This is a genomic window from Streptomyces sp. NPDC045968 (assembly GCF_056430475.1).
Map to the genome: position 1 here is coordinate 123,185 of NZ_JBWKLF010000010.1, position 13,092 is coordinate 136,276.

General features: G+C 72.0%; 6 protein-coding genes. All 6 read right to left on the bottom strand.

Features of this window, described 5'->3' with window-relative positions; all coding sequences use genetic code 11:
* Positions 1-6: 6 nt before the first annotated feature.
* Positions 7-1,674, bottom strand: a complete 1,668-nt coding sequence (locus tag AC07FA_RS27250; RefSeq protein ID WP_479078960.1) for a hypothetical protein — start codon at positions 1,672-1,674, stop codon at positions 7-9.
* Positions 1,674-5,825 (bottom strand): hypothetical protein, encoded by a 4,152-nt coding sequence (locus AC07FA_RS27255; protein WP_479078961.1) that lies wholly within the window; start codon positions 5,823-5,825, stop codon positions 1,674-1,676. The genes AC07FA_RS27250 and AC07FA_RS27255 overlap by 1 nt, the downstream gene beginning before the upstream one ends.
* Positions 5,825-8,719: a hypothetical protein gene (locus AC07FA_RS27260; RefSeq protein ID WP_479078962.1), complete on the bottom strand. Its 2,895-nt coding sequence runs from the start codon at positions 8,717-8,719 to the stop codon at positions 5,825-5,827. The genes AC07FA_RS27255 and AC07FA_RS27260 overlap by 1 nt, the downstream gene beginning before the upstream one ends.
* A gap of 4 nt (positions 8,720-8,723) precedes the next feature.
* The gene (locus tag AC07FA_RS27265; RefSeq protein WP_479078963.1) at positions 8,724-11,600 is read right to left on the bottom strand and encodes a DUF6603 domain-containing protein; all 2,877 of its coding nucleotides are present in this window, start codon (positions 11,598-11,600) and stop codon (positions 8,724-8,726) included.
* Between the two features lie 36 nt (positions 11,601-11,636).
* A complete protein-coding gene (locus tag AC07FA_RS27270) occupies positions 11,637-12,140 on the bottom strand; it encodes a hypothetical protein (protein ID WP_479078964.1) in 504 nt (167 codons plus the stop codon).
* A 69-nt stretch (positions 12,141-12,209) separates the two neighbouring features.
* Positions 12,210-13,085: a peptidoglycan-binding domain-containing protein gene (locus tag AC07FA_RS27275; protein ID WP_479078965.1), complete on the bottom strand. Its 876-nt coding sequence runs from the start codon at positions 13,083-13,085 to the stop codon at positions 12,210-12,212.
* Positions 13,086-13,092 lie beyond the last annotated feature (7 nt).

Genomic DNA, 13,092 nt, shown 5'->3' on the forward strand with positions numbered 1-13,092 from the left:
GTCGGCCTAAGGCCCCTGGACCGCGTCGAAGCGCAGCCCGCTGTCGCCCTCGCCGTGGCCGGTCTGCTTGTGCCGTGCCCGCCACAGATGGCGGGACCCGTCGTGCCAGCGGGCGTGCTGCCAGGTGCGCACCACCTGAACGCCGGAGCGTGGCACCTCTTCCTCGTGCAGCCACGTGTCACCTGTCGGCAGCAACGTGCCCGCGGGCGTCACATGGGTCACCGCACCGTCCACCAGCCGGGTCAGGGGCACCAGCCGGAGCTGGATCGATTCCTGGTCCTCGAGCTGTTCCGGCATCAGCGGGAACCAGTGGTCGGGAATCTCCGACGCCACCTGGTACGCGGGCACCTCGGTCTCGGGGGGAGCGGGGACCTCGCGCGCCGCCCATTCCTCGAACCTGTCGCGGGGCCGCCCCTGGTCGTCGCAGACGACGGCTTCGACGGCCCACGCCACGTTGGCCATCTCGTCGCGGAGCAGCATCACGACGTCCGTCGGCGCGCTCTCCAGCCAGCCGGGCAGCGACGGGGACAGGAAGAACCATGGGCTGGTAGGCCGCTCCTGACCGGCAGTGAGCGGCTGATCGGCCTGGGTCAGCCCGAAGAGGTTCCAGCCGTCCTGATCGGCGGCCACCGCGGTCAGCTGTGTGGTCCGCCCGAAGACGTCGTGGACCATGAATCGCTCGACCTGGCTCAGTGTCCCCACGGGCAGCCGAACGGGCGCCACGAACCAGTCGTTGCCGTACACGGTCGCGTAACCGGCCAGCATCAGCCGGCCGAGGTCGATCGGCGCCGCGTCGATCGATCCCGGGTCGAAACGGGCGTCCTCCATCTCCCAGAACCGGGCCGCCGGCATTCCCCCGAAACGTGCCGGGGCCGGTACGCACACCTGGTCCACCTGCAAGGGCCCGCCCGGCGCACCCTCCACGGCCCCGGCGTCCACGGCGACCGCGTCCACGGAGGACCAGTCCAGCCGGCCGCCGACGTATTCGCCCGCCCGCAGCTCCAGCTCCGGCAGCCCCGAAGCCCGCAGCGCGAAGCGATGCTCAAGGCGGTGCTCGTCCCAGCAGTCCTCCGTCTCGGGGATGGCCTCCGGCACCCGCGGCTGCCACCAGGCCAGCCAGGCCTGGGCCAGCTCGCCCAGCTCGGCGTCGGTGGAGGCGACGGGCCCCTGGCCCCGCAGCGCCTCCAGCTCGGCGGCCCGGGTGCCGGCGTCCGCCAGCTTTTCGAGGCAGGGAGCCAGCCGCGCACCGTCGGGCAGCGCCGATCGGAGCGTCCCGTCCCCGACGTCGACCATCGGTGCCGCGGGGAAGGGACAGTGCGCGACGAAGGCGGCGAGGTCACCGGCCCTGCCGGCCGCCGCCAGCGTCCTCCGCAGCCGTAGGCCGCCCTCCATCCGGAGCCGGGGAGAAGGACCTCCGCCGTGCTCCTCGACGATCCGTTCCAGAGGCGCCCGCGCCACGTCGAAGGGCTGCCACGACGGAGCGTCGGGCGTGCGGCACTCGTCGACCACGTGCGCCTGTGCCGAGATCTCGGCCCAGGCGGGGGACGCGGCGTTCTCGTGACGGTACTCGCCGAACTGCCACTGCCGGCCGAGCATCCAGAGCGGATCGTGGAGCAGGGCCGAGAGCCCTTCCCCGATCCCGTGTCCGCGTGACGGTGTCTCGTAACGGCCCATCACGACACCCCCTGGGGGATCGGCAGCACCGGCGCCAGTTCGGGCAGGTCGGCCAGGTCGAGGGTACGGACGCGGGCCAGGAGCAGCGTCTCCTCGACGCAGGCGTGGATGTCCTCCAGGCACCAGCCACGGCTCAGGTCCGGCGGTACGGCGATGAGCAGGGCCTGCGGTGCGCGAGCACCAGGACGGTCGAAGTCAAACGCCACTCCGACGACTTCTTCGGGACCCTGCGCGCCGGGCGCCCGTGGGAGGACTTCGGACCACGAATCCGCCACCAGACCGCTGTGGCACTCGCGGGCGCCGTCGTGTTCCAGCACCAGTGCGCACCGCGTCTTGGGGCCCTCCGGCGGTGCGGAGGTCGCCAGCCACTGGCCCGCGCCCCCCGCGGGCAACGGCTGCTGGGCGACGAGCAGCCCGCCGGGAGCGGACGCCGCCAGAACCTCGCCCGCGACCAGCGCCCCGTCGAGCGCGTCGACCTTCGGCCGTACCAGCGCCATGTCCCGTAGCCAGTCACCCACCTCGTCGACCGACGGATCGGGCGACGGCGCGGGCGGAAGGCCCACGGTCAGTCTCGGCACCACCCGGACCGCCGGGTGCAGGAGGTCGGACGTGACCTTCAGCAGGTTCAGCAGCCACAGGTCGGCGGCGGCAGGGTCCGCAGCGGCGTCGGGAGGCGACGGCGCGTCGTCCAGGGGGACGGACTCGAGCAGGACGCGCAGCCCGTCGACGTCACCGGCCGGTCCACCGGTCCCCGCCGGAATTCCGAGCGCGGTGAGTTCGGCGACGACCGGCGCGGTGTCCCCGGCGGCGGCGAGAGCCGCCGCGGCGGCCCGGACTCGGGTCAGCCACGGGCGGACCCTGCGGTCCAGGTCGCCCAGGTCGTATCCGGCCGACGGCGAGACGGCCCCTGGATCGAAGTGACTGGCGGAGAGCGGCACCGCGCCGGCCAGCACCGCCCGCAGGCGCTCGCACAGCAGCATCAGCCGCTCGAAGACCGGCCCGTCCACCGGTCCCCGGGCCGCGAGCAGCGCGCGCAGCGACTCCGCAGGGGCGACGAGGACGTCGAGTGCGCACCAGCCGAGATCACCGAGGGCGGGTCCGACCTGCCACTGTTCGGCCGGACCGAGCCGGCGGCGCACCCACCCTTCGACCCCGGGCTCCAGCACGGCCAGCGGCCGGTCGTTCGCCCAGCCCTCGCCGGGGGAGCCGGGCAGGACCATCCCCACGTGGTGCGTGACCGCGATGCCGCTGCGAGGGGTACGGAGTACGTCGAAGTCCTGCGGCAGATCCTGCCCCCGGCCGGCCGCGTCGGCGGCGAGACCCGCGCGCAGAGCACTGCCGCCGACGAGTTGATGCACGCTCTCGGCCAGCAACAGGTCGCCCACCGCGTCGAACGTCTCGTCCAGTTCCGCCACCATGCGGCGCAGCACCGGAGCGTTCACGCCGGGGTCCTGACCGACAGCGGCCGCGAGGGCGGCGTCGTCGTCGAGCCTCGCACGGTCGCGTCGCAGCGCCTGTCCGTCGACGACGTTACGCGCCCCGATCGAGTCCCGCGCCTGCGTGACGTCCGCCCCCTCCGGCTCCACGAGCGGGGCCAGCGGGTACGCGTGCCGCAGACCCGCGATGAACACGTCCAGCCGGGCGTCGTGCAGCGCCCGTTCGATCTGGTAGCCGAGCAGTGCGGCGACGGTCTGCCCGCCGCGTATCCCTTCGGTCATGGCCTGCGCCCGGCGGACGCGGGCGGACTGGATGTCGACGGCGAACGAGGTCTTGGCGGAGTGCGCCTGCCACCCGGACCGGAGAACAGCGGCGGTGGTGGCGTGGTGCAGGGAAGGAGTGACGACGTAACCCTCGCGCGGCGGATTGGGATCGGTGGGCTCGACGTCGGTGAGCCAGCCGTACGCCCCGGTGCGGATTCCCGTGGGGAGCCGCTCGCGCAGGTGGTGCAGGCGGCGAGTGGAGAGCGAGGACACCCAGGCGTCGACCCGGTGCGACAGCGGTTCCAGGGTCTCGCGGAAGAGCCGTTCGACGCGCGACAGATCCTCCACGGCCTCGTCCTCGAGAGCGACGTATCCGGCGAACAGCGTGCGCAGTGCCTGCGCGTCGGTGATGGCCCGGTTGATCGCGTCGGGCAGAACGGGCCCGGACCTCAGCGTGTTGGAGATCGCGTTGTACGCCCACTCCGCGTGGCTGTAGAAGAGGCTGTGGGTCGGCTCGGTCCGCAGCTGCCACAGGGTCGAGGCGATGGGACCGTACTGCGCCTCGAACTCCTCCGGAACCGGCGCGGCCCGAGTCTGGCGCATCCGGGCAAGGGTCTCGTCGAACAGCACGAGCAGCTGGGCCAGCGGCCGTGCGTCCAGGAAGGCGCGCAGGTCCGCGGGGATCTCGTCCGGGAACGGGGTGACCGTCTCAGGCTCCAGGGGCGGTATCGCCTCGTCCGCCGGGAACCGTGACTGCTGCTGCCAGGCGAGACCCAGGGTGGGCGGCACCGAGCCGGCCGCGGCCGGCGGGGGCGCCTGGTCCATCCCGTCGAGAAAGTGCGGCCAGTCGGCGATCTCCCGTGGTGAGGCCTCCCGGCTGAGGACGTCGAGCAGCGTGGCGTCCTGATCGGTTCCCTCGCCCACCTGGACCGCCCGGTCGACATGCTCGGCGAACGCCGCGGCGAAGGACCCCACGTGCTGGGCGAGGGGGTCGTCCCCGTCCTCGCCCCGCCACAGGTCCAGCGAACTCACCGGCAGAACACCGTAGGGCTGGCGCCCGATCCGCAGCAACGGCAACGGACCCCGTCCGCGGACATGCGCCGTGAAGTGCTTCGAGGCGGCGTCGTACCACGGGGCGTCGGCGGGGCCATGGGCCTTGTTGCTGTCCACGGCGGGCTGCCAGACCCCCGACCAGGCGGTGGTCTCCGCCCGCAGCCGGTGCAGCTTCTCCAACAGGACCTCGTCGCCGCTCTCGGGGTCGCAGATCCGCGCCAGCACCGGTTGCCCGTCGATACCGAGCGCCCGTGCCAGGCGTGCCGCCTCCTGGGGACCGGACGGGTCGTACGCCGCACGCCAGGCAGCCACCACGTCCGGCTCCGTGGGAGCGCCACGGGTCCGCCAACCGCTTCTGCTCTCCGGGGTGTTGTTGGTCGGGGTGCCGACAGGAATCGTCGACAGACCGTCCGTGAACACACGCGCCGCGAGTGCGTCCTGGACGCGCTGGGCCCCGGTGGCGGCGTCCTGACTGCCGACGCCGACCACGGTGAGCAGATCGAACCGGTCGGTCTCGGAGTCCAGCGGAGCGGCGAGTCCCATGCCCACGGCGACCGCCGCGTCGAAGTCCACCAGCCAGCGGCTGTTCGCGTCGAACGGCAGCGCGTCGGCCTCCTCCCCGCCGTCGTCGCCGCCCGGCTGCGGCGCGACTCCCAGGGGAAGGGTGTCGGGTATGTCGGCGCCCGTCGTCCGCCAGACCAGCGCGCCGTCACGGTAGGCCGAGAACTCCAGGCGGTCCGGGAGCAGCAGGGTCCGCGCGGCCCTGTTCCACGCCTCCGGGCGGCTTTCCACCGGGGGAAAGACCGGCTCGCCCGGCGGCTCACCCGTCGGTGTGAGTGCTTCCCGGATCCAGGTCGCCCGCTCACCGCCGACCGCTGTCACCAGCGTGGCCCAGGCGGCTCGGCGTCGCTGCGCGTCATCGCCCGCGGCGAACACCTCACGCCAGTAGGCCGTACCGGCCGTCCGTTCACCGTCGGTCAGGGCGGCCTCGTGGCTGTCCACGTGCACGTCGTCCGGGTAGACCCGGATACGCAGCTCGGCGGTCCCGTCCTCACGCATCGCGTAAATCGCTTCGAGCCGCAGGGGCAGCAGCAGGACGGGACCCAGATTGTCGGTCGGGAACAGCGGCGAGAGGCCCGCGAGCACCTCGTACGCCGCAGTCGCCTCGGCGAGGACCATCTCGGCCTGGTCGAGGGCGGTCGCCGTCACGGCGAGCGACCCCCGGAGCGCCTCCACCCGGTCCGCGAACTCCTGGTTGCCCTCGACGACGGGCAGGCTGCCGTCCGGTTCGCGCAGACGGTTCGCTGCGGCCTCGGTGGTGTGCAGGTCCCGCAGAGCGACCTCGCGTGCGGCACGCGCGGAACCCACGGCGAGCCTCGCCTCGGTGATCTCGGACATCACACACCACTCCCGGGCTGTAGCAGAATGTCGGCCTGCACGGCGACGCGGAACGGTCTCTGCAGGCAGATCCGTGCGATGTCGGCGGCGTCGCGGTTCCACAGGGGCTGATCGGCGGCCGCGGCGCTCGGCGGTCCGAACGGCTGCCCGGCGATCGCGTGGGAGCGCAGCACCGGCACGAACGCGGGGTGCGACCCCTCGGATGCGGGCCATGTGGCGTCGTTCCAGTCGGCGAGGTCAGCGGCAGGCGGGGGCGGCATGTCGAAACCGAAGCGGATGCGGTAGCCGTTCTCGGAGAACACGAAGAACCATCCCGGGGCCAGTGGACTCGCGGGAGTCATGAGCTCCGCCTCCGGGATCACGAAGGCGTACGCGTTGGTCTGGGCGTCGACCGGGATCACGAAGGACGGTGCCAGCGGGGGGCTTCCGGCGTCCGGGCGGTGATGGCCCTGCTCATCCGGCGGCCCGGAGCGGACCGCCGTCACCACCGTGCCCGGGTAGCGGCGCAGCACTTCGCCGCGTACCAGGAGCACGGCCAGCGTCTCGTCCTGCAGCAGCCGGTCTCCCAGGGCCGCCGGGTCGGTCCAGGTATGGATCGGCGCGATGTCCGGAGACCCGTCGGGGCGCGGCCAGAACGTGGCGAAGGGGGTGCCGCGGCGGTCCGTCGGGTATTCACGCCAGAGCAGCTCCCGCATCATCTCGTGGTTGATCCCGACGAGGTAGGACTCGATGAACGCCGAGTTCTGCCGCAGCAGGGCGACCCGGTTCGTCGGCACCCCGCCCAGCCCCGGCATGAGCCACTCGGGATCGGAATCCCGCAGGGCGAGCGCGGTCGGCACCGGGAACTGGGGACAGGCCATGACCGTATCGGTGGAACCGGCCGGTGCCAGCAGCTCGGGAACCGACGTCTGCGAGGCCAGCCGCGACCAGTGACTCGCTCCGGGGAACAGGCCCTCGCGTACCCGGCCGGCGATCTGCTCCGCGACGATGGGGACACCGCTCTCCGACACGTCACCAAAGGCATGGTTGGCGGTCATGTCGGTCAGCACCTGCTCGGTCGCCGCCGTGACCGTGTCGACCTGCCCGACGATCTCGGCGGCGAGTGAGGGGAGGTCCCCGGCGGCCATGAGAGTGCTCATACGGGGGACGAGGGAGAGGGCGCTCATACGCTCCTGGAGCTCGCCGCCGCCGGCGATCCCGTTGAGGCTCGCCACGTTGGCCAGCGCGCTCATCACCATCAACTGGTCGGCCGCCGCGAGGGAGATCACCGTCTGCGCGCCCACGGGATCGACGGCCGGTGTGGCCGGGACGATCCGTGTGCCGGCCGGGACGCCGATCTCGCCCACCAGGCCGCGGGGCACGATTCCGGACACCGACACACCCGAGCGCCGTGCCAGCTTCCCGGTGGGCCTCAGCCGCCGAGCGAAGGCCGAACTCGCGATCCCGTCCGCCAGGCAGCTCATGCGCAGTTCCATCGACAGAGTGGTCGAGTCGCTGGTACGCACGCGGGCCTGGGCGGGGGCCGCCAGAGCCAGCACCTCTCCGTGCTGGAGAGGGCTGACATGCCGCTGGTGCATGTGCTCGGAGACCTCGGTGGTCAACTCGACCGTGGCACGCCGGCGGTTCGCTTCGCGGATGGCGCCGACCTGCTCCCACGCCTTGGCCATCAGATCCTCCTGATGGGTGCGGACGTACTGCGTGCCGAGCCCGGCGGCGATGCGGTTCGCGACGGAGGCGTTCAGCTGGCCGATCCACGCGGGATCGGCGGCCACGAGGTCCTGCGACACGTGCCGTGCGCCGTACAGAGGAGGGGCGAGCGCACCGGCACGGTCCTCGGGTGTCGCACCCTCGGGGACATCGATCGCACCGTCACCGTCGCCTGCCGCCGCGCCCATCAGCCGCCGTGCGGGAGCGTCCAACGCGGATCGCAGACGTTCGTCGAGTGCGCTCATGACCTCGGGAGTCGCGGCGTTCTCCGGCTCCGGAGGATCGGCGAACGGGATCAGCGCCCCTTGGACCCCGACCGTCTGGGCGGTGTCACTGAGCGGGACGTCGCCCGGCCAGGGCGCTCGTACGTCGACCGGGCGCACCGCGGAGACCCGCAGCGACTCGGGGTCCGCCGGCCGCAGCCGGGTGACCAGCTGCTCGAAGTCCCCCTCGGGGCCTGTGGTGAACGACCACTCGTAGTACACGGGCAACCGGACGGAACCCGCGCCGTCCACCCTCCAGGCGGGCCCGTGCGGTGTTTCCGGAGGGAGGGGAGTGCCGAGGCCGGTGGCTACGCCGGTGTCGAAGGCCGGTACGAGACACGCCCGGTAGGTGACCCCTGCGGCGAGCCGCCGCGGGCACATCAGCCGGGCTGTCGCGGGGGCGGTCGGCGTCCCCTCGCCGATGACCGGGCCGTCTCCGGCGGCACGCTGGACGTGTGCCCAGCCCCAGGAGTCGCGCAGGTCCGGAAGGCGGGCGGTGTCGGCCTCGACGATGGGCAGCACAGGACCGTCGCTCAGCGGGGCTTCGGCCTTCTCCAGCACCACGAGCACCAGCCACGGGCGCAGCCTGCCCCCGTTCGCCTTCGCCGGTGTGAGGACCCAGGGCAGCTCGACCGGGCTCACCTCGACCGAGGCGAGGTAGTTGGGCTCGATGTCCACGGCACCGCTGGCCGGTTCGGGCCGCAGTACGCAACCGGGCTTGAGGCCGGTGACGTCGCCGGGCCCGAGCAGCCTGGTGGGCGGGCCGGGAACGGGGTCCTTCGAGGGCTCCGCTCCCGCGCCCGGCCCCAGAAGCGTGACCGCCGGCGTGAACGTGGGCGGAGGCAGCGTGTCCATGGTGTCGGGGGTCCTGATCGCCTCGCCCAGAGGGCCCTGCGCGTATGAGCTGAACACCAGGTCGGCCATCGGGTCACATCTCCCACGCTTCGACAGTCATGAGTGCCCCGCCGGAACGCGCGACGGCCTGCGCCATCTCCAGGCCGGTGACGGCGCTGAGTTCGCTGCCGGCCATCGACCACGCCGACGCGGCCGCCACCGGGGGAGCCGCCGCGACCGTGACGGCCATGTCCGGCGCCACCCACCAGCGGGGGTGGCCGAACACGGCGGCCGTGATCAACGATTCCAGGGAGCCGAAAGCCAACAACGCTCCCACCGGCGACCGCACCGGCATCGGGATGTCGCGAGCCAGCACCCGTTCCTCCCAGACCAGGCCGACAGGGCGGGATTCCGCGCCTGTCGCCGCTGCGGGATGCAGCTCCATCCCGGCCCGCAGGCTCACGAACGCGTCCTTGGTCATGGCCTCGTCGTCCGACCCGCTCGCCACGAACAGGCCCGGTGCGAAATCGGCCCGGACCTCGGTGGTGTGGTCGGCGGGTTCCCCGGCCGCGAACTCCCCCTCGGCGATGTCCCACAACTGGGCGGGCACCGGCACTCCGCCGTACCGCTGGATCTCCACCCCGAACGGGACGACCTCCTGGCGCACCGAGACGGTCCCGTACGGGTCCACGGCGGTGGCGTCCACCAGGGACTTCTCCGCGCGCGTGGTGAGCCGGAAGTCCTGCCTGCCGGACCCGCGCGACCGCCAGGCGGCAGGCTCGGCGAGGGCCCGTTTCAGGTCCCCGCCCACATCGCGCCCGCCCAGTGCGGGAGCCGGGGACCCCCAGCCGATCTCGAAGTCGAAGGAGACCTCGAACAGGAACAGGTCGATGGAGCCCCGCCCACGGGCGAGGTACGGCGCGGGGCCCTCCAGATGGAGGGCGAGACTGACACCCATGAGGGTGCGGCCGAAAGCCCGCAGCGCGATCCCTCCGCCGACGTCGGCGACGAAGTGGAACGGGTCGTACTGCACCAGCGCGTCGAAACCGAGGAAGCCACGCAGGCCGCAGCCGGAAACCTCGGCGACCAGTTCGAGGTGGGCTCCCAGTTGCAGGGTGTTCGACGTGATCGCGAAGTAGGTCTCGCACCGCATCTCCATCCACGCCGCCGGGCACAGATCCATCGAAAGGCGCCGCAGTGGCGGAATGCCGGTCGGCACGGGGAAGCCCGGGTGGAATCCGCCCGCGCTGATCACCAGGGCCGGGTCCGCGCCGCCACGGGTCAGCAGCAGGAGGTCACCCGTCAGCGCCGCCCCCACGATGTGGGACCCGGCGAGGCCGGCGACGAACATGACGCTGGGCTCGGCCGGGTCGATGAAGCCGGCGAACGTGACCTGGAGAAAGACCAGGGGCGCGGCCGGGTCCGGCAGGGCGATCACGAGTTTGCCCAGGATGGTCAGCCGGATCTGCCTGCCCGCCTCGGCCACCACGGCGACACTCCCCGTCACGATCCGGGCGCCCCAGCTGACCTGGAACATCGGGCCGGTGACGACGGAGCCCCGAGCAGCCGGGAACATCGCGGGAAGGGCCTCGACCGTCTTCCGCCCGGCACCCACCGGGTCCGAGGGGAACAGGATCTGCGCCGCGGTGCCGTCGGAGACCGCGCGCAGCAGGGCGTCACGGTCGATCCGCCGGTTCACACCGACGATCCCGCCCACTCCGGAGATGCCGAACCCGAACCCGATCTGGATGCCGGGCGGCGGGAACGTCGCCCCCATGATGACGAGGAAGGACAGCGGGTTCTCGCCGTTCGCCGGGGAGAGCACGCCGAAGGCGGCGGCCGACATCGGGGGGATGCGCACGGAGAGGGCGCCGGCCAGATCATCGCCGATCCGCGCCATGATGCCGGTTCCGGCGACGACCGGCAGATCGAGGGAGACCCCCACCCCGTCGGGGATCGCGGGAAGCAGCCCCGACGGTTCCGGCAGGAGCGGCGTACCCGGGTCCACCGAGACCGGGAGGCTGAATCCGAGGCCGCCGACCTCGATCTCGACCGGTGCGGCCGGCAGGGCGATGGTGAGCGACGTGCGGAAGGAGATACGGATCGTTGTCGCGTCGGCGGTGTCGGGGAGCTCGGCCGCCAGGTCCAGCCAGCGCCCGGTGGAGCCCGTCAGCCGGGCGCGCAGCGAGGGACTGCCGGCCATGACGACGCCGCTGCCCGGTGCCACCTCCAGGCCGACGTCGAGCGGGAAGGCCAGGTCGACCGGGAGCATGCTGCGAAGAAAGCCCGGTGTGAGCACCACTTCCCCGCCCGTCAGACGCAGATGTCCGCCGCGTTCGAGTTCCCCGGCAGGGCCGGCGCCGACCCACGCCCCGGCGCTCACCGCACCGAACTGGATCGACGGGCCGCCCTCGATGCCCAGGGGCTCTCCCGCAACGGACCGGGTCAGAGCCAGCTCGACGCGGGAGCCGGCGACGAGCTGAAGTGGGGCGGGGGGCTGGTCGGACGAGAGGCCGACGGCCAGTTCACCGGGTGTGGTGCCGCCGACGGTCAGGGTGAAACCGCCCGGCAGAGGGAGCTCCGGAAGCGAACCGCCGCTGAGACCTGCCGCGCGGACGGTGACCGCCGGGCTCCCTCCGGGAACGACGGCCAGGAGCGCGACCGCGCCGGTCCCGGAGGTGGCGACGTACGCCAGCCCGTGCGGTGCGTCGTCGCCCGCCGCGTCCCGCCAGCCGTGCAGCCCCACGTGCGCGGCGCCGGAGGCCGCACTCAGCCGGTCGAGAACCGCCAGGACCGGCTGGTCCGGATGCACCGCCTGCAGGATCCTTCCGGCGTACGGCGTCGCGGCGAACGACTCGTCCACCGGGAGGCTCGACAGACTCGGCATGGCCTCTGTGACAGCTCGCTCCAGCGCGCTGATGAACGCGCGCTGCAGGAGTTGGAGCAGCCGTCGGCCCTCGTCCTCAGCCACTGACGATCACCGTCCTTCCGGAACGGGCGGGTGCGGTCAGGGGGCCACCCGGTAGGTCACGTAGTAGAACGAACCCTCGATGTTCGACGAGGCCACCTGTGCGACGTTCCCCCTGTCTACGTCGTCGTCTCCCTCGATCCGGATGGTCCCCAGCGGGTCATCGCTGTTCAGGAACCCGGAGTCCTTCTCGTTGAGGGTCAGGGACATCGAGAAGTCGAAGGGAATCGTTATGGAGGGGTGCGCGACCTGGCCGGTGTTCATGTCGACCGTCTCGCCGTTGCCCGGCCACACCGAGTTGTCCAGGCCGCTGGCGGAGTTGACCGTGAGATAGACGCTGTCGGGGTCCGCCCGGACTTCGTCCAGTGCCTGTACGAGTCCCGGAATCGCCCGCACGGTGGCTGTGAGGGCCTGGCCGGTCTCGTCGATGAAGATTTTCTCGAAGCCCGAGAGCAGGCCTTGAATGTGTGGAGTCAGATGGCCGAAGTCCGTGCCGGTGGCCGGCTTCACGCACCAGAGTTCGACGATCGTGGCGGTGGGCATGATGTGTCTCCTTGGTCCGTGGGTACTCGGAATCGCGTGCACGCGCCGGAGCTGCGGCCTGGCCGGTGGTCAGACCCCCAGCACGGTGAACCCCGCCTCGGACAGCCGTGTGGCAAGAGCGCCGAGGGTGGCCGCGTCGTTGAAGGCCCCGTTCTGGTCGAGCCCGTTGTCGCTCTGGAACTCCCGGACCGCGCCTTGGGTCATGGGCCCGTCCCCACCGTCCTGTGTTCCCGGCTTGTATCGCAGAGCGAGCAGGGCTCCCTGAACCCCGAACACGTCGGACAGGTCGAGCGCCACCCGGTCGGCGGGCAGCCCCTGGTCCTCGACGGCCCGGGCCAGCAGGAAGTGCGCCCGGTCGAGCTTGTTCCGGACCCTGATGGTTCCCTCGTCCGGGGTGAAGTGGCATTCGTCGGCGGCACCGGCCCAGTCGCGCCCGCGCACATGCCCCTGGAGTGTGGGGAACCTGAACGAAGGCCCCAGGGCCCAGCACATGCTCAGGGTCGCGAGCTGCGCGTTGGCCGGCCAGGTGGCGAAGGCTTCGAACTCGGGGCGGCGGGTGAGGACCGTCTCCATCTGGTCCAGCTTCGCGAACACATGACGATCGATCTCGTCGTTCTCCACGTGCAGTGACGTGAAGGGGGGTGCGAAGGCGCCATGTCCCCGCGGCGCGAGATCGAGCCGTCCTTTGACCTTGTCCCAGTCGGAGGCGACGAGGTCCGCGGTCGCGGGGGAGCCGCTGCCGTCCACCCATCGCAGTTCACCGGCCAGGGCCAGCGACTCGGACCGTTCCGCCGGACTCGGGCTGGAGTTGGCCGCGGCCGTCTGGTCGATCTTGTTGCCGATCCCGGTGCTCACCCATCCCTTCTGATCGAGGTACATGAAGTTGACGCGGCCTTCGAGCGGGTCATTGAACGCGATCCATTGGTCGCGCACGGACTGGTGCATGGTGTCG